Below are 22,303 nucleotides of genomic sequence, written 5' to 3' on the forward strand. Positions count from 1 at the left end.
GCGGTTTCGCTAGATCTTCTTCATGTAGAACGGTGCCCGAATGGCGGGCCACTGATTGCGGCCGCAGGATCCACTCGGGCCGGTGGTTTGCTGTTCGCCGGTGTACTCGCTCGACGACAAGTCCACGTGTCCGTCGAAACCGACCGGGTACAGCTTGTAGACCTGCAGGCCCTCGATGGGTGTGCCGTCGGCGCAGAACCGCCACTGCGGCACCGCCCGTTTGACGTAGTACAGACTGTTCACCGTGTAGATGGGCGCCGACCACCCGGCGTCACTGTTGACCGTGCCCGAGCAATCGGTGGGGGAGACGCACTGGGTGGTGACCGTCCAGGTCTGGCGCTCCGAGGGCTGGTCCTCATAGCGTTCGTTGACCTTGGCCCAGTCGCCGTTGACCGACGTGGCGTAGGTTCCGTTGATGCCCCAGGCCGTGGTCGGGTCCGCGCCGGCCGGTCCGGCGCCGAGACCGGTCATGGCGGCCGACGCGACGGCCGCCGCGGCCACGATTCGCTTGGTAGCGGGCATCCGGCGCTCCTATGCTGGGTAGGCCCATTCTCAGTTAAAGAGAATATCAGTTGCGTAGACGACGCCCCGTGGAATCGGTCGCCTCGTCGTCGAGCCGGTGTCAGGGCTATGTCCTCGGTCGAATGTATGGAGTATTCTTCTCTGAATCCGAGAATTTAGTTTTCAAGCGTGGGAAAGTGGCAACGTGCGAGTGACGGTGGTGGTTGCGGCCGCGTCAGCTATTGTCGCCGGAACGCTGGCCGCTCCGCAGGCGAATGCGGGACCCCAGGCCTGCAATGACGCCTTCTGCGTCCCTGGTATCAGGCCGAACGTCGTGCTGGGGTCGCCCTGCGACAACACGACGTACTTCGTCTTCGGCACCGCCGTCGCGGGGCCGTCCATTCGGCCCGGCCGACTGGTGTTCTGCGGCTCGCCGCGCCGATACGAACCGCGCTGGTTCCGGTCCCCTCCGATGGCGGGCATTCGGGATGAGAACAGTCCCTGCCCAACCGAACTCAACATGGTCGCGCAGGCGCCCGACGGTCTGTTCCTGACCTGCGTCCCGATGAACGGCGATACTCTGTGGCGGCGCGGGGACACCTGAGTCACCAGTTCCGCAGTGAGCACAGAGCGCCCTTGTTGCCGCTGTTGGTATCGACGACCGCACCGTCCACTTCGAGCGTGCAGTTGAATGTCGGGGCCGCGATGTTCGGTGCGTCGCCGCTCTGCACGGTGACCATGGCCCACGAATCGGGGTCGGCGAGCATGGTGTCGTGTACCCACGGTTGGTCGGGGCCGATGTCGGAGTCGGCCCTGGGGCTGAACTCGTAGGGGTTGTGGCTGTAGTCGGACCAGGTCGGCGGATCGACGTCGCGGTAGTAGATGGTGGCCCAGAACGGGGCATCGGCTGTCACGGTGTAGCGGACGTGGTGCAGAACCGGGCCCTCGGCGGCGGCGGGCGCCCCGACGGCCAGGCCGCCGCCGATCAATGCCACCGCGGCGGCGGCTGTGGTCACAGCTGACGGTGGCCGCATCGATCACATCCTGGTGAGTGTGAAGGGATAGGTGAACGAACCGCCGGGCGCATTGTCACAGCCGACGTCGAAGCTGGACACGATCTCCCCGGCCAGGGTGTTGGCGTCCCAGCTGTACACGTCGTGAGTGGGGATGGTGGGCCCGTAATAGATGTCGCCGCAGCGCAGGCCGAACGGATCATCGAAGGCCACGCTGTAGCGGCCGTTCACCAGATTGGCCTCGCCGACGCCTTCCTGTGCCTTGGCTATCGGCTGGGGCAGGAGTTGGAGCTCGATGCAGTCGTGACGTTTCACGTTCTCGTCTCCCCGGCACGGGGTAACGGCCGACATCACCCAGGTGTGGAAGTCCCGCCGATTCTGGATGTTCATGTTGTAGTTGCCGAAGGGCATGGCGGCAACAGCGGGCGGGGCCAGAATGATTGTGGCCGATACCAGTACGGCACTGATGGCAGCGCTCGGCAAACCGGATCTCAACGCGTTCCCTCCAGGACTCGGCTACTCGGCCGAGCATAGAACGTGATCGGGCACCAGCGAGCCGAAATCGGAATCTCGCACTCGCGGTGCGAGAGGACGGTTCTCCTAGGTGGAGAATAGCATCCCGGTCGGCGCGGCCGGGATGCTATTCATCTGCTCGGCGGACCGGTCAGCGCACCGGCTTGAAGGTGATGTTCAGCTCGGTCAGGCCGCGCAGGATGAAGGTCGGTTCGTAGCTGTAGCGACGATCGTCGGCGGGGCCGTGGAACTGCTCGTCGATGCCGATATCGGCCATCCGGTCCAGGATCCGCTCCAGCGACACCCGGCCCTCGACGCGGGCCAGCGGGCCGCCCGGGCAGCTGTGTACGCCGCGGCCGAAGGCGATGTGCTCGCGCACGTTCTTGCGGTCGAGGCTGAAGGTGTGCGGATCCTCGAACCGGACCGGGTCGCGGTTCACCGCGCCCGGGCACACCATGAGCGTGGTGCCGGCCGGCACATCGATGTCGCCGAGCTTGGTGTCCTTCTTGGCCAGCCGGAACTGGCTCTTGACCGGGGCGTCCATCCGCAGCGCCTCCTCGACGAAGGTCGGGATCCGGCTGCGGTCGTCGCGCAGGGCCTGCTGGATGTCCGGGCGGTCACCGAGCACCTTCAGCGACGCCGAGAGCAGCTTGGTGGTGGTCTCCTGCCCGGCGGCGAACAGGAAGGTCGCGGACCGGACCACCTCGATGACGGGCGGTACGGAACCGTCCGGGTAGTTCGCCGTGGCGAGTGCGGTCAAGACGTCGTCGCGGGGTTCTTTTCGGCGGTCTTCGAGGTAACCGATGAACTTCTCGTCGAGCCACTCCAACGGATTGCTGGAAACGAGGTCGCCGTCGAGGGAGCCGACCTGAGCCCCGGGCCGGGGCGCGCCGAGAACCGTGCGGAACTCCTCGTGATCTTCTTCCGGTACGCCCAGCATGTCGGCGATGACCAGGAGTGAGAAGGGCTTCGCGTAAGCGCTGAGGAACTCGCACTTGCCGTCGGCGATGAAATCGTCGAGACACTGGTCGGCCAGTCGCCACATGAAGTCCTCGTTCTCCTTCAACCGCCGCGGGGTCAGTAGGCGATTGAGCAGGGAACGGGCGTCGGTGTGGTCGGGTGGGTCCATGGTGACCATGTGCTCGAACATCGGCATCTGCGCGCGGTGCGCCGCGATCTGCTCGGTGATATCCGAGCCCTCGGGCGTGAACGGCAGCGGTGGGAACGGGCCGGCCACCGCGATACAGGAGGAGAAGAATTCGGTGTCCTTGAGGACCGTGGTGGCCTCCTCGAACCCGGTGATGGCCATGACGCCGTAGTTGGGTTCCTTGACCACCGGACATTTGCTGCGCAGGTGGTCGAAGTACGGATGGGGGTCGGGCACCAGGGATTGATCGGTGAAGTAGTCGATGTTGTCGTAATCGGTCGCGGATTCGGTCACCTGCGCTGCCTCCATGTTCTGCTTGCACTGTGGTGTTTTCGCGGTTGGCTGCACCGCGCGAGAGGGGAAAACCCGAAATATGCTGAGCATCTGCTTAGCATGGCGGTAGAGTTGTGGTCAAGATCACCTGGCGGGGCGACGCTACGATCTGGCCGACAGATAGTGCGACGGATGCGGAGAGGGGCCTGGCAATGGCATCGTCGCGGAGAATCGGGGCGCCGGACGCGAAGAATCGCACCGTCCTGCTCGATGCCGCCGAGCAGCTGATGATCGGTGAGGGCTATGCGGCGGTGACCTCGCGCCGGGTCGCCGAGCGGGCCGGCCTCAAACCGCAGCTGGTGCACTACTACTTCCGCACCATGGACGATCTGTTTCTCGCGGTGTTCCGCAGGCGCGCCGAGGAGGGGCTGGTGGTGCAGGCGCAGGTGCTGGATTCGCCGCAGCCGCTGTGGGCGCTGTGGCGGTTCGGGACGGATCCCGGTGCGACGCGTCTGACCATGGAGATCATGGGCCTGGCCAACCATCGCAAGGCGCTGCGGGCCGAGATCGGGCGTTATGCGGAGCTGTTTCGCGAGGGGCAGACCAAAGCGATGACGGCGGCGCTGGACCGGTACGGCGTCGACGTTTCGGAGGTGCCCCCGGTCGTCTGGGCGATCTTCGCGACCAGCGTGTCCCGCGTGATGGTCATGGAGCAGGCGCTGGGCATGTCGGCCGGCCACGCCGAGGTGATCGAATTCTGTGAGGACTGGCTGCGCCGCCTGGAGGGTGAACCGCAGCCGTTCGACGTATCGGCCTGATCCGGTCGCGGCGGCGCGGAGGCGTCCCGAATTCCTCATCGCGCTCCAGACCGTTCGTTGCTGTCGGCTGTGCGGTATCGGCTCGGCGATCGACAGCCGCTGTCAGCCTACCGGAAATATCATTCTCCAATAACAGAATACTATTTACGACACTCGCTCTGCGCCGTTGACGGGGCGGCCGTCGGGGGCTAGCGTCGCAAAGTAGCCGATCGGCTAGTCACCTGCTGGTGCGGAAGGGCAACACGAACCGATGAATACCAGGGCGCAGTGGGTAAGCCTGTGGCTTACCCCGTTTTTCGCGGGCATCATGCTCATCGCTTTTCTGGCGTTTCCCGGCTTCTTCCCGCCGATGTCGCCACAACTGTCCGCCGATGCGGTCGCCGCGTTCTATGCCGACAACGCGGCGATGATCCGGTTCTCGATGATCACCTTCAATCTCTGCGCGATCATGCTGATCCCGTTCTTCATGGTGATCGTGGTGCAGATGAAACGGATGGCCACACCCAGCCACGTCCTGGCCTATAGCTACATCGGCGCCGCCTCCACGGGCGCGACGATGTTCGCCATCGCCGACATCATGTGGCTGGTAGCCGCATTCCGGCCCGATCGCGACCCGCAACTCGTGCAACTGCTCAACGATCTGGCCTGGCTCATCTTCATCGCACCCGTCGGCATGTTCGTCGTGCAGAATCTCTGTCTCGCGTTGGCGATCTACCTCGACGCCGGCCGGCCCCCGGTCTTCGGCCGCTGGGTCGCGGCGTTCGCCATCCTCACCGCCGCGGCGATGACGCCGGCGGTGTTCGCGGTGGTCTTCCGCACCGGACCGTTGGCCTGGGACGGTGCGATCTCATTCTGGCTGCGCCTCAGTGCCTTCGGGCTCAACATCGCGGTGATGTTCGTCGTGGTGCTGGCCGCGGTCAGACGCCAGGCGGCCGAGGAGAAGGGGCCGGTGGCGCCGGAGCGGACCGCTATCGATGCGCCGGAACCGGTGACGCGGTGAGTGCGCCCGCGGCGGCCGCCGACCACGTCGCAGTGCACTGGACCCGCCGACCCAAGATCGACCAGTGGATCTGCTGGTGGACCATCCCGATCTTCTACCTCATCTTCGGACTGATCTTCGTCGTGCTCACCCGGGTCATGCCGCCGCCGCGGCCCGATATCGGGGCCGACGAGATCGTCGCCTTCTTCCGGGGCAATGCGCTGAGTATTCAGATCGGTTTCGCATTGCTGATGTTCTTCATCGGCTTCACCGGCGTCGCGAACGGCCTTATCGCACTACAGATCAAGCGGATGTCGGTCGCACCGGTGTTCGCCTACGGCTACATCGCGGCACTGGTGGTCGGTGCGGTGCCGGGCTGCCTGATGGCGGCGTTCTCGTTCCTGGCGGCGGCATTCCGCCCCGATCGGGACCCGCAGATCATCGCCATGCTCTACGACCTGGCACTGCTGTCCTTTGTCGGATCGCTTGGCTGCTTCTGCACCCAGAACATGGTGCTGGCCCTGGCGATATTTCTGGACCGGAACGGTGTATTACCGAAATGGCTTGCCTACATGTCGATCTGGATGATCGTCACGGAGCTGTTGGCCGGCCCGGTGTTCATCTTCCCGTCCGGGCCGCTGGCCTGGAACGGCTCGATCAGCTTCTACATCGGCACCGTGGTCTTCGTGGTGTGGCAGATGTGCATCATCTACCTGCTCTTCATGACCATCAAACGGCAGGCCCCGGATGAACAGATTCAGGACTGAGGACCTGCCGATGACCGATACCGAGCAGTCCGCGGCGGGCAACCTCACCCGCGGCGCGCCGGAAGATGCTGTGGCCAAGGCGAAGACGCACCTGCCGAGCGACGGAAGCATGTGGGTCTTCGTGCTCGGAGATCTCGTCATCTTCTCCAGCTACTTCGTCATCTTCATGATCTACCGCGCCAAGCAACCGCAACTGTTCCTCGAGTCGCAGCAGCATCTGAGCATCAACTTCGGGGTGATCAACACCCTGGCGCTGCTGGCCAGCTCGTGGTTCGTCGCCCGCAGCGTGCTGGCCGCCCGGGCCGGCGATCCCGCTCGCGCAATGAAATTGACGGTCTACGGCGGCCTGTGCGGCGTGCTGTTCATGGCGATCAAGGCATTCGAATGGTCATCGGAGATCGGTCAGGGCCGCACGTTCCCCAGCAACGACTTCTTCATGTTCTATTACATGCTGACCGGGGTGCACCTGTTCCACGTGGCGCTCGGGCTGGTGTTCCTCGGGGTCAGCTACTTCGAGCTGCGTAACCCGCGGTTCCGCCGGGTCGAGATGGTGGAAACCGGGGCCATGTACTGGCATCTGGTCGACATGCTCTGGATCGTGATATTCACGCTCGTCTACGTGCTGAGGTGAGGTTGTGACGTCGATGAACGCCCGGCGGGAGAGCCGGTTGGTCACCTGGGTGTGGCTGGTGCTGAGCGTGCTCACGCTGACGTCGTGGTGGGTGGGCCCGGTCCGTGGCGGCGGCGCCCCCGAGACCAGCGCGCCGATCACCCTGATCGTGCTGGTGCTCGGCTTGGTCAAATGCCGGCTGGTGATCCGGTATTTCATGGAAGTGCGGTCGGCCCCGGCATGGTTGCGGTGGACCACCGACAGCTGGTTGGTGGCACTGTGGGGCGCCGTCCTCGGCATCTACCTGTGGTGACTTTTCCTTGCCGAGCAGACACTCCGGTACCCGATCAAGGCCGTTTTCGGGTACGCACGCGTCTGCTCGCGGGGGAAACTAGAGGGACAGGATGGTGGCCGAGGCGGTGCCGGGCGCGCCGTACACCTGAGCCAGGCCCACCCGCGGGCTGCCGGGCACCTGACGATCGCCGGCCTCACCGCGTAACTGGCGCACCAGTTCGTGCATCTGCCGCAACCCCGACGCGCCGATCGGCTCGCCGTTGGCGATCAACCCGCCGTCGGTGTTGACCGGGATGGACCCGTGGATCTCGGTGGCTCCGTCGGCCAACAGCTTCTCCTGCTCGCCGTCGGCGCACAGGCCGGTCTCGGCCATGTGGATCACCTCGGCGCCGGCGTCGGTGTCCTGCAGTTGGGCGATGTCGACGTCCTCCGGTCCGATACCGGCCGCCTCATAGGCGGCCCTTGCCGCGTACACGGTCGGCGAGACATCCTCGTCGAGCGGGGCCGAGGTGGCATGCACCTCGTAGGCGCCGAACGTCCGGGTGCGGATCTCGCTGGCCCGCACGTACACCGGATTGTCGGTGTAGCGGTGGGCGATATCGGCCCGGCACATGATCACCGCGGCCGCCCCCTCGTCGGGCGCACAGAACATGTACTGGGTCAGCGGGTAGTTCAGCACCGCCGAGTTGAGGATCTCGTCGACCGAGATTTCCTTGCGGCGGAACGCGTTCGGGTTCAGGCCACCATTGCGGAAGTTCTTGTTGGCCACCCGGGCCAGGGTCTCCTGCGAGATGTTGTGCTTGTGGATGTAGTGGTTGGCCTTCATCCCGAAGAACTTGGTGGTGACGAACTGACCGTTCTCGGCGTACCACTGCGGCAGGGCCAGCTTGGCCGGATCGTCGGTGAACGCGCCGCGGGGATGCTTGTCCAGGCCGATCGCGATGCCGATGTCGTACTTGCCGAGGCGGATGGTGTCGGCGGTCTGCTGAATGGCGCTCGCCGCCGTGGCGCAGGCGTTGAACACATTGGTGAAGGTGATGCCGGTCAGCCCGACCAGCCGGGTGACCGCATCGGGGTTGGACACCTCATAACTCCCGCCGAAGCCGAACTGGATGTCCTTCCAGTCCAGCTTCGCATCGGTGAGCGCGGCCTGGATCGCCTCGGCCCCCATCGTCATGGCGGTCTTGTCGAACCGGCCGAAGGGGTGGATGCCGACCCCGATGATCGCGACGTCGTTGGTCATGGTGGCGCGGCCTCTCTAGACGGGTTGGAAGGCGAACGTCACGAGCTCGTTGCCCTCGGCGTCGGTGCCGAACGGCATCATGGTGAGCTCGACGTCCTGGCCGAATCGCAGTTTGGCGGGGTCGTTCTCGGTGAGCCGTCCCTCGACCCGGACGATGTCACCCAGTTGCACCAGGCCGACGCCGAACGGGACGAAATCTTTTCCGGTCGGGCCCTTGTAGGGCGGGCCGGGCGGGAATCCCTGGGTGGTCCAGGCGATCAGGGTGCCGCGCCGGGGGAGCAGGGTTTCGGCGGTGTTGGCACCACTGCACCGGGGGCAGCGGGTCTGGGCCGGAAATGTGGTGGCCGCGCAGTCGGCGCACCGGCTGCCGATCAGCTGTGGTTCGGCCTGCGGCCAGGTGGAGATCTCCGGGGCCAGGGCAATCTGTGTTGACACATCGCTGACGATATATGGAAATGAGATTCTCGTCTAGTGAGAACCAGTTACCGTCAGGCTGGGGCCAATGGGTGGATCCGACGCCGTGTTGCCGGGACCGATCTGTCAGATCGGTTATGTGGTGCCCGATCTCGACGACGCCATCGCGCGCTGGCTGACGATGGGGGTCGGGCCCTGGTTCGTCATCCGGGGGGCTGACCCAACAGGTCGACTACCGTGGGGCGCCCTGTGCGGTCACCCTGTCGCTGGCCCTGTCCAACAGCGGCGAGCTGCAGGTCGAGCTGATCCAGCAGCTTGACGACACACGCCGAGCGTGTTCACCGAGTTCCTGGCCGCCACGGGCGGCGGGTTCCATCAACTCGCCTACTGGGCAGCCGATTTCGATGAGGCGATGACCAAGCTCGCCGACGCCGGCTGGCCGAAGGCCTGGTCCGGCGGCCGGGGCGAGGGCGTTCGCTTCGCCTACTTCGAACCGCCGGCCGGCGCCACTGTCGTCGAAGTCATGGAACTCACCGATGCCTCGGCCGGTATGGCCGCGTTCGTGCTCCGGGCCGCAACCGACTGGGATGGCACCGACCCGGTGCGGGAAATGACCTGAGGTTGCCAGGAACGCGCTCGTCGGCCGGCGGTCGGAACCGTGGGTGGCTTCGGCGCGGCCGCGGCCGGCGCCGCGTCGCAGGCTGGGCGCCGAATCACACCTAGTCGGTGAGCATTCCGCCGGTCTAATTGACGACGCCGGCATAAATCCGCACGGGGTGCCGGCTCTTTCCCGGCGGATGTCCGCCCCGGTAGCTGCACCGCTCACCGGCAAAACGGTCAGGCGATACCCAGCTAACGTTCGCTTGCGGCAAACATGAGTCGAGGATAGCGTTTTGGTCGCCGTGAGTTTAATTGGTGTCGCAAAGCTTGTGCAGTCTGGATGCGCGAGATCGGGGGGTTCATGACTGACAGCTCGTACCCGTCAACGCCGGCCGCAGGGGAATCGGGCAGCCGTCCGGTGATCTTGTTCGTGCTGGGGATGGGTCGGTCCGGGACATCGGCGCTTACCAGGGTGTTGTCGTTGTGCGGGGCGGCGATTCCGCCGGGCATGCTGGGCGCCGACGACAACAACCCGCGCGGCTACTGGGAGCCGCGCGACGGCCTGTTCCTCAACGAGAAGTTCCTCTACCGACACCGCAGCAGCTACTTCGACCCGACGCTGCGGCTCAAGGAGCCGGGCGCGTTGAGCGCGCGGGAGACCGCCGGGTTCGTCGCAAAGATCCGGGACTACCTGCAAACGCTGCCCGCGGCGCCGGTGGTGGTCATCAAGGTGCTGCACATCTCGGTTCTGGCCGATATGTGGTTCGAGGCGGCGCGCCAGGCCGGATTCGACGTCTCGGCCGTCATCGCGGTGCGTGACCCCGAGGAGGTCAAGGCCTCACTGTCGAAGTTCATGGGTGCCTCGCCGCAGCTCTCCGGTGCGTTGTGGCTGAAATACAACTTGCTCGCCGAACGCGAAACACGGGGTATGCCACGGGTATTCGTCGAGTACTCCAACTTCCTCGACGACTGGCGGCGGGAGGTGAAACGGATCTCCGATGTCCTGCCCGTCGATCTCGACACCAGCGACGAGGTGGGGGTGGAGAGCTTTCTCGAGCCGGGCTTGCGGCGTCAGCGTCAGTGCGGTCCGGTGACCGAGCCGTTCGGAGCCGATTGGCTCGCGACGACGTTCACCGCGTTCCGCGATGCCGCGCATGACGAACCCTTCGACGAGGAGACCGTGGACCGGGTCTTTACGGCGTATCAGGCCTGTGAGAACGGCTTCCGGAAGACCTTTGCCGATTTCGACGGCCATTTCAATCTGCCGTACCGATTGTCGCGGACCTTCCTGCGGCCCGTCTTCGAGGCGCTCGCGTTCGCGCACGGCCGCAAGGGGACCTGGGCGTAGCGCCCGGTCCCGCCGATCTCACGGGGTCTTGCGCGTGACCCGCTCCGCGGCGGCCCAGTGCTCGTCGGCGACCCAGAGCCGGGCGAACGCGGCAACCGCCTCGGTCGCGGGGACACCCGCCACCACCCGCTTGATCTCGCGGGCCGGGCGGCGCGCCAGCAGTCGGGCGGTGTTGCGCCAGCCGTCGGCGAACTCGGCCCGCGGCAGCAGCTGATCGACCAGTCCCACCTGTTCGGCCTCGGCGGCGCCGAGCACCCGCCCGGTGCCGGCCAGCAGCAGCGCCCGGCCGCGGCCGACCAGGGCGGCCAGCCGCTCGGCCCCGCCCCACGCCGGCATGATCTCCAGCGTCGCCTGATTGAAGCCGATCCTGATGTCGTCGGCGGCGATTCGGATATCGGCAGCGACCGCCACCTCGGCTCCGCCGCCGAGCGCGTGACCGTTCAACGCCGCCACGACCGGGCCGGGGAAGGCCGCGATCCGGTCACAGATCGACCGCATCCGCCAAGCCATCGACGAGGCCTGCAATTCGGTGCGCAACGCCGCGAGTTCCTTGAGGTCGCCCCCGGAGACGAACGCCCGGTCCCCGGCGCCGGTGATGGCCAATGCCGACGCCCCCACCGCTCCGTCCAGCGCCTTGTCCAGCTCGTCCATCGTGTCGAGTGAGATGGCGTTGCGGGCGTGCGGACGGTCGATGGTGATGACTGCCAATTCACCGTCGAGCTCCAGGTCCACCATGGCGTTCTCCACTTTCGGTATTGGCATTCTTGCCAGATGAGAATAGCATCTCCGATGTGCGTGCCATCCCCCCTGACCTGACCAAACGGTATGTCGAGGAAGGGTGGTGGACTCCCGAAACCCTCGGCCAGGTGCTGGCCGACGGGCTGGCGGCCAGCCCGGACGCCGAATTCCACGTGCACTCGGCGGCCCGGCCGTATGCCGGGACGTTTCGCGATGTCGAGCTGACCGCGCGCCGGCTCGCCGCGGGGTTGCGGGAGCGGGGTGTGGGTCCAGGAGACGTGGTGGCCCTGCAACTGCCGAACTGGATGGAGGCCGCGGCCGCGTTCTGGGCCTCGGCCTTCCTCGGTGCGGTGACCGTGCCGATCGTGCATTTCTACGGACGCCGCGAGCTCGACCATATCCTGGCCACCGCGCAACCCAAGGTCTTCATCACCACCGAACGCTTCGGACGCATGGCTTTCCAGCCTGATCTGTGCGCCGACGTGCCGATCGTCGGACTGGTGGCCGCCGAGAGCGGGCATGGGTGCATCGCCTTCGACGATCTGCTCGCCGACCAGCCGATGGCCGGCACGGTCGCCACCGATCCGGGGGCGCCCGCCCTGATCGCCTTCACCTCGGGCACCACCCGCAATCCGAAGGGAGTGGTGCACAGCCATCAGACGCTGGGCTTCGAGACCCGCCAGCTGCTGGAGAACTATCCGCCGGACCGGGGCAGGCAGCTCACCGCGACCCCGGTCGGGCATTTCATCGGCATGGTGGGGGCGTTCCTCATCCCGGTGCTGGAAGGCGCACCCGTCGATCTGTGCGATGTGTGGGATCCGGGCAAGGTCCTCGAGCTCATGGAGCGCGACGGGTTGTCGATCGGCGGCGGCCCACCGTATTTCGTCACCAGCCTGCTGGACCATCCGGAGTTCAGCGACGCCCATCTGGCCCGGATCACCACGGTCGGCCTGGGTGGGTCGACGGTCCCGGCGGCGGTGACCCGCCGGCTGGCCGACCTCGGGATCTTCGTGTTCCGGTCCTACGGCAGCACCGAACATCCGTCGATCACCGGTTCGGCGCCGTCCGCCCCCGAGGCCAAAAGGCTGTACACGGACGGTTGTCCGCGGCCGGGCGTGGAGATCCGGCTGGGTCCCGGCGGCGAGATCTTCAGCCGCGGACCGGACCTGTGCCTGGGTTACACCGACGATGCGCTGACCGCGAAGGCCTTCGACGACGAGGGCTGGTACCGCACCGGCGATGTCGGCGCCCTCGACGAGGACGGCTATCTGACCATCACCGACCGCACCGCCGACCTGATCATCCGCGGCGGCGAGAACATCAGCGCACTCGAGGTCGAAGAGGTGCTGCTGGCGATGCCGGAGGTGGTCGAGGCGGCCGTGGTGGCCGCCGCCGATGCCCGGCTGGGTGAGCGGGTGGCCGCGGTGCTGCGGATCCGCTCGGGCCGGGCCATGCCGAGCCTGGAACAGGTGCGCGAGCACTTCCGCCGGAGCGGGATGGCCTGGCAGAAGTGGCCGGAAGAACTGCACGAGATCCCCGATGGGCACGATTTTCCGCGCACGGCCAGCGGCAAGGTGCAGAAGTTCCGGATACGTGCGGATATTGCAGCCCTCGCCGTATGAGAATATGATTCTCAAGAACCGAAAAGGAGCATCTCAATGGGGCAACTGTCGCACCGGGTCGACATTCCGTTTCCGCTGTTCGACGCGGACAACCATCTGTATGAGCCGCCAGAGGCGATGACCAAGTACCTGCCCAAGGAGTACAAGGACATCGTCCAGTACGTAGAGATCAACGGCCGCACCAAGATTGCGCTCAAGGGCCAGATCAGCAACTACATCCCCAACCCCACCTTCTCGGTGGTCGCTCAGCCGGGCGCCTGGGAGGAGTACTTCAAGTTCGGCAACCCCGACGGGAAGAGCAAGCGTGAGCTGTTCGGTGAGCCGATGCGCGCCATTCCGGCGTTCTTCGAGCCCGAGCCGCGGCTGGAGAAGATGAACGAGCTGGGCATCGACCGCTCGCTGATGTTCCCGACGCTGGCCAGCCTGATCGAAGAGCGGCTGTCCGACGATCCGGTCGCCATCCACGTGATCATCCACGCCCTCAACCAGTGGCTCGACGAGGTGTGGGGCTTCAACTACCAGAACCGCATCTTCACCACCCCGGTGATCACCCTGCCGATCGTGGAGAAGGCCATCGAGGAACTGGAGTGGGCGGTCAAGCGTGGCGCCCGCGCGATCCTGATCCGGCCGGCTCCGGTCCCCGGCTTCCGCGGCCCGCGTTCGTTCGCGCTGCCCGAGTTCGACCCGTTCTGGGAGCGGTGCGTCGAGTACGACATCTTCGTCGGCATGCACTCCTCGGACAGCGGGTACTCGCGCTACACCTCCGAATGGGACGGCGCGGCGCAGGAGATGCTGCCGTTCCAGACCAACGCCATGTCGATCCTCAACGAGTGGCGCCCGATCCAGGACGCCGTGGCCTCCTGGGTGATCCACGGCGGGCTGTTCCGGCACCCCAAGCTCAAGGTCGGCATCGTCGAGGCCGGGTCGAAATGGATGTTCCCGCTGCTCGACTCGATGGCCGAGGTGTGGAAGAAGGCGCCGGAAGCGTTCGTGGGCAACCCGATCGAGGAGATCAAGAACCGGATCTATGTGAGCCCGTTCTACGAGGAGGGCATCGACGACCTGATCAACCTGATCGGGGTGGACCAGGTGCTCTACGGTTCGGACTGGCCGCATCCGGAGGGGCTGGCCGAGCCGACGCACTACGTGACGGCGCTCGAGCACCTCGCCGTCGAGGACCAGGCGAAGATCATGGGCGGCAACCTCGGTCGCCTCGTGACGACCTAGGCCGCCCGCGCCCGTTGAGGAACAGCGCCGAAGAAACAGTGCCGTCGTGGCGGACCATCCCGGAGATGGTCCTGAGCGCCGCGGACCGGTTCGGCGACGCCGAAGCCGTCGTCGACGGCCCGCTGCGGCTGTCCTACGTCGACCTGGCCGATCGGGTGCGACGCGCCGCGGGCGCGTTCAACGGGCTGGGCGTCGAAGCCGGTGACCGGATCGCGATCTGGGCCCCGAACTCCGCGGAGTGGATGATCGCGGCGTTCGGGGCACTGACCTGTGGTGCCGTCGTGGTGCCGGTCAACGCCCGGTTCAAGGCCGAGGAGGCCGCCGACGTGATCCGCCGCAGCGGAGCCAAAGTCGTTCTGCGGCAACAAGGTTTCCTCGGCCAGGCGTTCGAGGTGGCGCCGGGGGTACCTGCGATCGAGCTGAAATCGGATTTCCTGGCCTGCGGCAAGCCGTTCGAGGCCGCCGGCCTGGACGGCTCGGATATCGCCGACATCATCTACACCTCGGGCACCACCGGGCGGCCCAAGGGGGTGATGATGAACCACGCGCAGACGCTGCGGCTCTACGCCGAATGGTGCGATCTGGCCGACCTCCGCGAGGGTGACCGGTACCTGATCGTCAACCCGTTCTTCCACACCTTCGGCTACAAGGCGGGGTGCATCGCCTCGCTGATCCGTGGCGCGACCGTGCTGCCGGTTCCGGTGTTCGATATCGACACCGTCGTAGAACTCATTGCGGCCGAACGCATCACGATGCTCCCCGGTCCGCCGACGCTGTATCACTCGCTGCTGGAGATCGCCGACAAGACCAAACTGGCGACCCTGCGCGCCGGCGTCACCGGTGCGGCCGACATCCCGGTCGAACTGGTGCGCCGGATCCACGAGGAACTGCCGTTCCAGACCCTGGCCACCGGCTACGGCCTCACCGAGGCGGGCACCGCGACCCTGTCCCGGCCCGGGGACTCGTTCACCGACATCGCCACCACGGTGGGCACCGCGTGCGACGGCATCGAGGTCCGGGTCGCCGATGACGGTGAGGTCCTGGTCCGGGGGTACAGCGTCATGCAGGGCTACTTCGACGATCCGGCGGCTACCGCGGAGGCCGTCGATGCCGACGGCTGGCTGCACACCGGCGACCTCGGCTCGCTGGACGCCAACGGACGGTTGCGCATCGTCGGGCGGAAGAAAGACATGTTCATCGTGGGCGGATTCAACGCCTACCCGGCCGAGATCGAGGGGTTCCTCCTGGAACATCCCGATATCGCCCAGGTCGCGGTGATCGGCGTCGACGACGATCGGCTCGGGCAGGTCGGCAAGGCGTTCGTGGTGCGCAAGCCGGGTGGCACGGTGGGTCGGGATTCCATTTCGGCCGAGGATCTGATTGCCTGGAGCCGTGAGCGCATGGCCGGCTACAAGGTCCCGCGGTATGTGGAGTTCCTCGAGGAGCTACCCCTCAACGCCACGGGCAAGGTGATGAAGGATCGTCTCCGCACCGGTGCCCGTCACAGCGTGTAAACAGCGTTTCCGCAGGAAATACCACATGTAAATGCTTGGAACAAACGATGTATGGTCGGCCCACTTTCCAAAACTGATAACGTGATTCTCATTAAGCAGGCTGCTCACCGGAAAAGGAGGTCGACATGCCCTCCCGCAAGCCTTCTTCATCGATTCTCGCCACCGGCGACGAGTCGATACCCGCCACCGGCGACGAGGTGGCTGACGACGACCTGTCGCCGAGCGATGCCCTCGCGCTGGCAGAACAGGCCGAAGCCGAGGCCGACGAGGCGGAGGCCGCCGCGGTCGCCGCGCGGGCCAGGGCGCGCGCGGTCCGCCTGCGCAACCAGGCCGCCTCGCGCCGGTTGCCCGAGGCCGACGAACCGTCCGATGCGCAGGCCGGCGACGGTGAGATCACCGAGTCCGCGGCAACCGACGTCACCACCGAGGTCACCGAGGAACCCGGCCCGACTGAGGACATCGGGTCCGAGCCGCAGGCACATATCCCCGAAGAGCAGGCGGCCGACACCAGGCGGCGCCCACGGATAGCGGCTCGGCACGTGAAGCTGGCGGCGGGCTGCCTCGTCATCCTCGTCATCGCGGCACTGCTCGCGGCGAGCAGCTGGATGGTCTGGCAGCACCGGGAGAACCAGGCTGAGCAACGGCGTACCGCGGAGTTCGCGGCGGCCGCGCGCCAGGGCGCCGTGACATTGATGTCGCTGGACTACAACCACGCGAAAGAGGATGTCCAGCGCATCATCGACAGCTCGACCGGAGACTTCCGGGCGGACTTCGAGGCGTCGGCGGCCGACTTCACCAAGGTGGCCGAGACGTCGAAGGTGGTCACCAAGGCCACCGTGAACGCCACGGCGGTCGAATCGATGAAAGACGACTCCGCGGTCGTGCTCGTCGCCGCCAGCTCAGAGATCACCAACGCCGCCGGGGCCAAACAGGACCCCAGGAACTGGCGGCTGAGTGTGACCGTCGTCCGTGACGGCGATCAGCTCAAGATGTCGAAAGTCGAGTTCGTGCCATGACCGGGGAACGCAGCGACGCCGAACTCGTCGAGAATCCGGCCGACGAACCGATCGCGACGGCGGCCGACACCGAGGCACCCGAGGCCGGCGGCGAACCGGTGACCGAGACCGGGGCCGCCAGGACTCCGGTGCTCGGCAAGACCAGGCTGATCCCGATCCTGCTCGCGGTGGCGCTGGTGGCCGCGGCCGCGGTGACCGCCGTCCTGTACTTCACCCAGTACCGGCCGGATCGGCAGGTCGATGCGGCGGCACAGCAGATCGCGGTCAAGGCGGCCACCGACGGCACCGTGGCGCTGCTGTCCTACGCGCCGGAAAGCCTGGACAAGGACTTCGCCAACGCCAAGTCGCACCTGACCGGCGATTTCCTGTCGTACTACACCGATTTCACCACCAAGGTGGTCACACCGGCCGCCCAGCAGAAACAGGTGAAGACGACCGCCAAGGTCGTCAACGGCGCGGTATCCGAACTCAAACCGGACTCCGCGGTGGTGCTGCTGTTCATCAACCAGACCACGACCAGCCAGGAGAACCCGGACGGGGCGTTTGCGGCCAGCAGTGTCAAGGTGGGTTTGACCAGGGTCGAGGGCAACTGGTTGATCTCCACATTCGACCCGGTGTGAGCCGCCCTCAGTCCTCCGCGTGCCGGTCCCAGTCCCAGCGCTCCAGGCGGGCCTGCAATTCGTAGAGACCCACCGCGGTGAGCGCGAGGCCTATCGACACCCCGGTCACCACCAGCGCGGTCATCGCACGGTCCGTCTCAGCGCGCCGTAACGGTCACGTTCGGACCGGCACGGCGGTAAGACAAACGGCTCCATGTCTCGATATACGGCGAACTCACCCGGGAGGTTCAGCCCGAACTGCGTTGCCACCTACCCACCGCCGGATCCGGCCGCAACGCTGTGCCCCGGCCCGCGGTGCGGTGAAATAGAGCGGTTGTGTGTGTGGCGGAACGTCGCGACCACCGGGCCGGATCGGGAAAGGACACACCAGGGTGAAGGACAGCGAACCGGGACTCCCGTTGCGGGCGCATCGGCTCAGCCGGATGTCCGGCCGCGATCCGCATGAACAGCACCGGGTGGCCACCCCGCTGGAGCTGCTGTTCGATCTCACGTTCGTGATCGCCTTCGGCGTCGCGGCATCTCAGCTCTCCCACCTGATGGCCGAGGGGCATATCGGGGCCGGCCTGGTCGGCTTCGGATTCGCGGTGTTCGCGATCTGGTGGGCCTGGATGAACTTCACCTGGTTCGCCTCGGCCTTCGACACCGACGACTGGGTGTACCGGGTGACGACCATGCTGCAGATGGTCGGCGTCATCGTGCTGGCGCTCGGTCTGCCGCAGATGTTCGCCTCGGTCGAACACGGCGGCCACGTCGACAACACCGTGCTGGTGGCCGGTTACGTCGTCATGCGCATCGCCATGGTGGCGCAGTGGCTCCGGGCGGCCGGGCAGGACCCGCGGCACCGGTCGGCGTGTCTGACCTACGCGGGTGCCATCACCGTCGCCCAGATCGGCTGGATTGTCCAGATTTTCGCGAGCACCTCGGTGCTGGTTTTCTTCCTCACCGCGGTGGTCCTGGTGGTGGTCGAGGTGTCCGGCCCGCTGCTCGCCGAGCGCCGCGGGGACGGCACCCCGTGGCATGCCCACCACATCGCCGAACGGTACGGGTTGCTCACGATCATCGCGCTCGGCGAGGGGGTGGTCGGCACCGTGGCGTCGCTGACCGCCGCGGTCGGCGAACACGGCTGGAGCACCGATGCGATCCTGCTCGTGGTCGCGGGCACCGGGCTGACCTTCGGGATGTGGTGGGTGTACTTCCTGGTGCCCGCCGCCGAACTGCTGCACGCGCACCGCAGGCTGTCGTTCTGGTACGGATATCTGCATCTGCTGGTGTACGCGTCGATCGTGGCGACCGGGGCCGGGCTGCATGTGGCGGCCTACTACATCGAGCATCATTCCCACCTCGGTGCGGTGGCCACCGTGCTCGCGGTCGCCGTCCCGGTGGCCACCTACATCCTGTCGATGTTCGTCATCTACTCGCTGCTGGCGGGCGACATCGACCTGTTCCACACGGCGCTGCTGGTCGCCGCCGCCGTCGCGCTGGCCGCGGCGATCGCCATGGCGGCCGCCGGAATCTCGGTGCCGCTGTGCCTGCTGGTGGTGACGGCCGCGCCCCTGGTCGTGGTCGTCGGCTTCGAGGTCGTCGGGCATCGGCATGCCGGCGTGATCGTGGCCCGGAGGCTGGCCGCTCAGCGCGAGGGGTGAGCCTCGAACCCCTCGAGCAGCATGCGCTCCTGTTCGTCGCGCATCACCCGCCGGGCCTTGCGGCGGGTGATCAGGATTCCGCCGGTGCCAAGGATCCACACGGCGTACTGCACCGCCCAGGCCAGCCGGAACGATTCCGACGAGTAGCTGCCCGCGTGGGACAGGATCACCCCCATGGCCTGCATGACCAGCAGCGCGGCCAGGAATCCGCCCATGTTCACCATGCCCTGGGCCGTTCCGAGGGTGGCGCTCGGATTGAACGTGCGGGCGAAGTCGAATCCCACCATCGAACCCGGGCCGCCGACCGAGATCACCACCACCAGGATCACCAGCAGCCACAGCGGTGCCCGGCCCGGCAACGCCAGCACCGCGGTCCAGATCAGCGCATTGCTCGCGATGATCGCCAGCACCAGGCGTGACCTGCGATGCGGGTGACGCCCGGTGAAGACGCCGATGACGATGCCCGCCGAGATGGCCGTCAGCACCGAGACGGTCAGCAGCGAACCCGCCGCTGTCGTCGAAAGCCCCTGTGCCACAGTCAGATAGGGAACGCCCCACATCAGCGCGAAGACCGTTACCGAGAACTGGGTACCCATGTGGGTGAAGAATCCCAGCCGGGTGCCCGGACGCAGCCAGACGGTCTTCACGCTGACCAGGATGTCGTGGACGCTGGTGGACTCCGAGCTCACCACCCGGCCGTGCGGCGTGTTGCGGACCACGGCGGCGGCCAGCGCCATCGCCAGCACACCGAACGCGGCGACCGACAGGTAGGCGGGCGTCCAACCGGCCCCGGTGAGCAGGGCCAGGAACGGCACCGCCGACAACACCTGGCCGAGCTGACCGCAGATACCGGTCAGCTGGGTCAGCAGCGGGACCTGCGCGGGTTTGAACCAGTGTGGGACCAGCCGCAGCACCGAGATGAAGGTCATCGCATCGCCGAGGCCGACGATGGCGCGGGCGGCGAGTGCCGCGGGCAGCGATTCACTGAGTGCCAGCACGAGTTGCCCGGTCGCCATCAGCGCGGCACCGCAGACGATGAGCACCCGGGACCCGAACCGGTCCAGCAGGACTCCGGCCGGCACCTGGGCCGCCGCGTAGACGATCACCTGGAGGACGACGAACGTCGACAGCACGCTCGGGTTGGCGGCAAACCTGTCGGCGGCCTGCAGCCCGGACACCCCGAGGGTGGTGCGGTCGAGCACCGCGACGATGTAGGCGAGTAGTCCGGTGGCCCAGACGATCCAGGGGCGCACGCGGAGCCTTTCGCTGATCAGATTGTCTCGAAGTCCTGGTCCATCGTCGCCCACCGACGGCCCGCAGATCCAATCCGGACAGGGTGAACTCTCTCACCGCGGCGGTGGCCGCCGGATCGGGGAGTTGGCTGAAATCGAAGCGTCGCGTTCGACCTGACGCTCAGATTTCGGCATACTTGCAGATAACGCATAGTCGGAGCGACTCGTCGGGCGATATTTCAAAGTCCTGGTAAATTCGCTCCCACGGATCCATAAAGGGAGGGGTGTCGGTATGGATGTCGGTCCCAGCCGACACGGAGGGCCTCAGATTGACTGAGTACCGCCTCGAAGACCTCGCACGGCTGTCGGGTGTCAGCGCCCGCAACATCCGCGCGTACCGCGAGCGCGGTCTGCTGGACCCGCCGCGCCGCGTCGGGCGTTCGGCCTACTACGGCGAGCCGCACCTCGAGCAGTTGAAAGCGATCAGCCAGCTACTGGCCAAGGGCTTCAGTTCGGCGCACATTGCCGAGTTCTTCACCGCTCTGCGCCGGGGCCGCGACCTCGCCGACATCCTCGGCATCGGGACGATGGGCCCGGCCGCGCAGACGTTCGCCCTCGACATCGACGCCGGGGCCGACGACGCGCGGGCGCTGGTCGAACTCGGTCTTGCCGGCATCGTCGACGACACCGTGATGATGACCGACCCCAGGCTGGGCCCGATGGTCGCCGACGCCGCCGATCAGCCCCGCTGCGTGCACACCGTGGTCCGGGTCGCCAGATCGACCGCGGCCGCCGTCGACGATCTGGCCGGCCTGGCGATCGCCGCACTCGGGCAGGATGCGGCGCGGGCCGATGGTGCCGCGCTCGCCGGCGCCGTCGTCTCCGGCCGCTTCGAGCGGGCGGTGACGCGGCGGCTCAACCCTTGATCTGCCGCCACCTGTCGACCCACTCGCTGTAGGCCGTGCAGTCCTCGCCGCTGCCGTCGACGCATTTCGTCTGCGGGGTGGTCCAGTAGTGGATCCGGTCGGCGAACTCGGCGTCGGTCGCGTGGTAGATGTCGCAGAAGTCTTTCTGGCTGGTGTGGACGCAGGCCTCGGCCTGCGCGGGCGCCTCCCCGAAGTACTCGGCGACCTGGGCATTGATCTCCGGTGCGGTGATCCAGTCCATCCACTCGTACATGCAGTTCGGATGGGTGGCCTTCGACGACACCATCCAGGTGTCCGACCAGCCGGTCGAGCCTTCTTTGGGCAGCACGGTGTTGACCTGGACCTTGTTGTCGGCACCGATGGTGTTGGCGATCACCTGCCAGCTGGTCCCGATCACCGCGGTGCCGGATTCGAATGCCCGCACCTCCGTGGTGTAGTCCGACCAGTATTCGCCGATGTTCACCCGTTGCGCCTTGAGCAATTCGGTCGCGGCATCGAGTTGTTCGGAGGTCAGCGAATACGGGTCGGTGATACCGAGATCGGGTTCGGTCTTGGAGAGATACAGCGCGGCGTCGGCGATGTAGATGGGGGAGTCGTAGGCCGTGACCCGGCCCGGGTATTTGCCCGCGTCGTCGAACACGGCGGCCCATGAATTGGGCGCATCGCGCACGACGTTGACGTTGTACATCAGCAGATTGGCGCCCCAGCCGTGCGGGATGCCGTACATCTGGCCGCCGACGGAGTTCCACGGCTGGTCCTTGAGGAACGACGAGATCGTCTCGTAGTTGGGAACCAGGTCGGTGTTCACCGGCGCGACGTCGCCGGCGTAGATCAGTCGCAAGGTGGCGTCCCCGGACGCCGACATGCCGTCGTACCGGCCGCTGCGCATGAGCCGCACCATCTCGTCGGAGGTGTTGCCGACCTCGACGTTGACCTGGCAGCCGGTCCGCGCCTCGAAAGGGGTGACCCAGTCGACGGCCTTGTCATGGGACCCGTCCTCGGCATAGCCCGCCCACGCGACCAGGTTCAGCTGTCCCTCGCCGTCGCCGAGCGTGCTCGGTGGTTTCAGCTCGGGCGGGGCGCCGCCCGGGGGCTGTTGTGGGCCGGTGCAGGCCGCCACCAGCGTCGCGCATGCGGCGAGGGCGAATCCGGCATATCCGGCAGGGGCTTTCATCGTCGGATCGGTGCCCGCAATCGGTACCCGCCGCCGCCCGTGATCGCAGAAGGCATGGCTCATCGTATGAA

At 66.5% G+C, this 22,303-nt stretch carries 23 protein-coding genes and 1 pseudogene; 15 read left to right on the forward strand and 9 right to left on the reverse strand.

Going from position 1 to position 22,303, the window contains the following annotated elements; genetic code table 11:
* Positions 1-9 precede the first annotated feature (9 nt).
* Complete coding sequence (locus tag ACWDTP_RS06570; RefSeq protein ID WP_450017771.1) at positions 10-522, reverse strand: Rv2253/PknI dimerization domain-containing protein; 513 nt, start codon at positions 520-522, stop codon at positions 10-12.
* A gap of 184 nt (positions 523-706) precedes the next feature.
* Between ACWDTP_RS06570 and ACWDTP_RS06575 the strand changes: the two genes are divergently transcribed.
* A complete protein-coding gene (locus ACWDTP_RS06575; RefSeq protein ID WP_450017773.1) occupies positions 707-1,105 on the forward strand; it encodes a hypothetical protein in 399 nt (132 codons plus the stop codon).
* A 1-nt stretch (position 1,106) separates the two neighbouring features.
* On the opposite strand, the gene ACWDTP_RS06580 is transcribed toward ACWDTP_RS06575, so the two are convergent.
* From ACWDTP_RS06580 to ACWDTP_RS06590, 3 genes are all read right to left on the reverse strand, one after another.
* The gene (locus ACWDTP_RS06580) at positions 1,107-1,535 is read right to left on the reverse strand and encodes a hypothetical protein (protein WP_450017775.1); all 429 of its coding nucleotides are present in this window, start codon (positions 1,533-1,535) and stop codon (positions 1,107-1,109) included.
* A 3-nt stretch (positions 1,536-1,538) separates the two neighbouring features.
* A complete protein-coding gene (locus ACWDTP_RS06585) occupies positions 1,539-1,925 on the reverse strand; it encodes a hypothetical protein (protein ID WP_450017777.1) in 387 nt (128 codons plus the stop codon).
* A 253-nt stretch (positions 1,926-2,178) separates the two neighbouring features.
* Positions 2,179-3,468, reverse strand: coding sequence for a cytochrome P450 (locus ACWDTP_RS06590; protein WP_450017779.1), 1,290 nt, complete (start codon positions 3,466-3,468; stop codon positions 2,179-2,181).
* A 191-nt stretch (positions 3,469-3,659) separates the two neighbouring features.
* Between ACWDTP_RS06590 and ACWDTP_RS06595 the strand changes: the two genes are divergently transcribed.
* The 5 genes from ACWDTP_RS06595 to ACWDTP_RS06615 all read left to right on the forward strand — a co-directional run bounded on the left by ACWDTP_RS06595 (position 3,660) and on the right by ACWDTP_RS06615 (position 6,934).
* Positions 3,660-4,265: a TetR/AcrR family transcriptional regulator gene (locus tag ACWDTP_RS06595; protein ID WP_450017781.1), complete on the forward strand. Its 606-nt coding sequence runs from the start codon at positions 3,660-3,662 to the stop codon at positions 4,263-4,265.
* A gap of 250 nt (positions 4,266-4,515) precedes the next feature.
* The gene (locus tag ACWDTP_RS06600; RefSeq protein WP_450017782.1) at positions 4,516-5,265 is read left to right on the forward strand and encodes a hypothetical protein; all 750 of its coding nucleotides are present in this window, start codon (positions 4,516-4,518) and stop codon (positions 5,263-5,265) included.
* Positions 5,262-6,011, forward strand: a complete 750-nt coding sequence (locus tag ACWDTP_RS06605) for a hypothetical protein (protein WP_450017784.1) — start codon at positions 5,262-5,264, stop codon at positions 6,009-6,011. The genes ACWDTP_RS06600 and ACWDTP_RS06605 overlap by 4 nt, the downstream gene beginning before the upstream one ends.
* A gap of 10 nt (positions 6,012-6,021) precedes the next feature.
* On the forward strand, positions 6,022-6,642 hold the full coding sequence (locus ACWDTP_RS06610) for a cytochrome c oxidase subunit 3 family protein (protein WP_450017786.1): 621 nt from the start codon (positions 6,022-6,024) through the stop codon (positions 6,640-6,642).
* Between the two features lie 13 nt (positions 6,643-6,655).
* Entirely contained in the window at positions 6,656-6,934 is a 279-nt protein-coding gene (locus tag ACWDTP_RS06615) for a cytochrome C oxidase subunit IV family protein (protein ID WP_450017844.1), read from the forward strand.
* Between the two features lie 78 nt (positions 6,935-7,012).
* Here the strand turns inward: ACWDTP_RS06615 and ACWDTP_RS06620 are convergent, their stop codons facing one another.
* Together ACWDTP_RS06620 and ACWDTP_RS06625 are read right to left on the reverse strand one after the other, a co-directional pair.
* On the reverse strand, positions 7,013-8,158 hold the full coding sequence (locus ACWDTP_RS06620) for a thiolase family protein (RefSeq protein WP_450017788.1): 1,146 nt from the start codon (positions 8,156-8,158) through the stop codon (positions 7,013-7,015).
* Between the two features lie 15 nt (positions 8,159-8,173).
* Positions 8,174-8,605 (reverse strand): Zn-ribbon domain-containing OB-fold protein, encoded by a 432-nt coding sequence (locus ACWDTP_RS06625; RefSeq protein ID WP_450017846.1) that lies wholly within the window; start codon positions 8,603-8,605, stop codon positions 8,174-8,176.
* 55 nt (positions 8,606-8,660) lie between these two features.
* Between ACWDTP_RS06625 and ACWDTP_RS06630 the strand changes: the two are divergent.
* Both ACWDTP_RS06630 and ACWDTP_RS06635 read left to right on the forward strand, forming a co-directional pair.
* Positions 8,661-9,191 (forward strand): annotated as a pseudogene (locus ACWDTP_RS06630) (VOC family protein).
* A 342-nt stretch (positions 9,192-9,533) separates the two neighbouring features.
* Positions 9,534-10,520, forward strand: coding sequence for a sulfotransferase family protein (locus tag ACWDTP_RS06635; RefSeq protein ID WP_450017790.1), 987 nt, complete (start codon positions 9,534-9,536; stop codon positions 10,518-10,520).
* Between the two features lie 18 nt (positions 10,521-10,538).
* Here the strand turns inward: ACWDTP_RS06635 and ACWDTP_RS06640 are convergent, their stop codons facing one another.
* Entirely contained in the window at positions 10,539-11,255 is a 717-nt protein-coding gene (locus ACWDTP_RS06640; RefSeq protein ID WP_450017848.1) for an enoyl-CoA hydratase/isomerase family protein, read from the reverse strand.
* A 56-nt stretch (positions 11,256-11,311) separates the two neighbouring features.
* Here ACWDTP_RS06640 and ACWDTP_RS06645 point away from each other — a divergent pair, with 56 nt between their 5' ends.
* The 6 genes from ACWDTP_RS06645 to ACWDTP_RS06670 all read left to right on the forward strand — a co-directional run bounded on the left by ACWDTP_RS06645 (position 11,312) and on the right by ACWDTP_RS06670 (position 18,900).
* Positions 11,312-12,880 (forward strand): AMP-binding protein, encoded by a 1,569-nt coding sequence (locus ACWDTP_RS06645; RefSeq protein ID WP_450017792.1) that lies wholly within the window; start codon positions 11,312-11,314, stop codon positions 12,878-12,880.
* 36 nt (positions 12,881-12,916) lie between these two features.
* Positions 12,917-14,107 carry an amidohydrolase family protein gene (locus tag ACWDTP_RS06650; protein ID WP_450017794.1) on the forward strand — a complete coding sequence of 397 codons (1,191 nt, stop codon included), beginning with the start codon at positions 12,917-12,919 and terminating at the stop codon, positions 14,105-14,107.
* A gap of 38 nt (positions 14,108-14,145) precedes the next feature.
* The gene (locus ACWDTP_RS06655) at positions 14,146-15,621 is read left to right on the forward strand and encodes a FadD3 family acyl-CoA ligase (protein ID WP_450017796.1); all 1,476 of its coding nucleotides are present in this window, start codon (positions 14,146-14,148) and stop codon (positions 15,619-15,621) included.
* Positions 15,622-15,746: 125 nt separating this feature from the next.
* Positions 15,747-16,637 (forward strand): hypothetical protein, encoded by an 891-nt coding sequence (locus ACWDTP_RS06660; protein WP_450017798.1) that lies wholly within the window; start codon positions 15,747-15,749, stop codon positions 16,635-16,637.
* Positions 16,634-17,257 carry a twin-arginine translocation pathway signal gene (locus ACWDTP_RS06665; protein WP_450017800.1) on the forward strand — a complete coding sequence of 208 codons (624 nt, stop codon included), beginning with the start codon at positions 16,634-16,636 and terminating at the stop codon, positions 17,255-17,257. Before ACWDTP_RS06660 ends, ACWDTP_RS06665 begins: the two co-directional genes overlap by 4 nt.
* A gap of 422 nt (positions 17,258-17,679) precedes the next feature.
* Positions 17,680-18,900 carry a low temperature requirement protein A gene (locus tag ACWDTP_RS06670; RefSeq protein WP_450017850.1) on the forward strand — a complete coding sequence of 407 codons (1,221 nt, stop codon included), beginning with the start codon at positions 17,680-17,682 and terminating at the stop codon, positions 18,898-18,900.
* On the opposite strand, the gene ACWDTP_RS06675 is transcribed toward ACWDTP_RS06670, so the two are convergent.
* Positions 18,885-20,153, reverse strand: coding sequence for an MFS transporter (locus ACWDTP_RS06675; RefSeq protein WP_450017802.1), 1,269 nt, complete (start codon positions 20,151-20,153; stop codon positions 18,885-18,887). The two genes, ACWDTP_RS06670 and ACWDTP_RS06675, sit on opposite strands and share 16 nt — an antisense overlap.
* A gap of 308 nt (positions 20,154-20,461) precedes the next feature.
* Here ACWDTP_RS06675 and ACWDTP_RS06680 point away from each other — a divergent pair, with 308 nt between their 5' ends.
* On the forward strand, positions 20,462-21,058 hold the full coding sequence (locus ACWDTP_RS06680) for a MerR family transcriptional regulator (RefSeq protein ID WP_450017804.1): 597 nt from the start codon (positions 20,462-20,464) through the stop codon (positions 21,056-21,058).
* Here ACWDTP_RS06680 and ACWDTP_RS06685 read toward each other — a convergent pair.
* Positions 21,048-22,232 carry an ABC transporter substrate-binding protein gene (locus ACWDTP_RS06685; protein WP_450017852.1) on the reverse strand — a complete coding sequence of 395 codons (1,185 nt, stop codon included), beginning with the start codon at positions 22,230-22,232 and terminating at the stop codon, positions 21,048-21,050. The two genes, ACWDTP_RS06680 and ACWDTP_RS06685, sit on opposite strands and share 11 nt — an antisense overlap.
* Between the last annotated feature and the right edge of the window lie 71 nt (positions 22,233-22,303).

The organism is Mycobacterium sp. NPDC003449 (assembly GCF_053588415.1).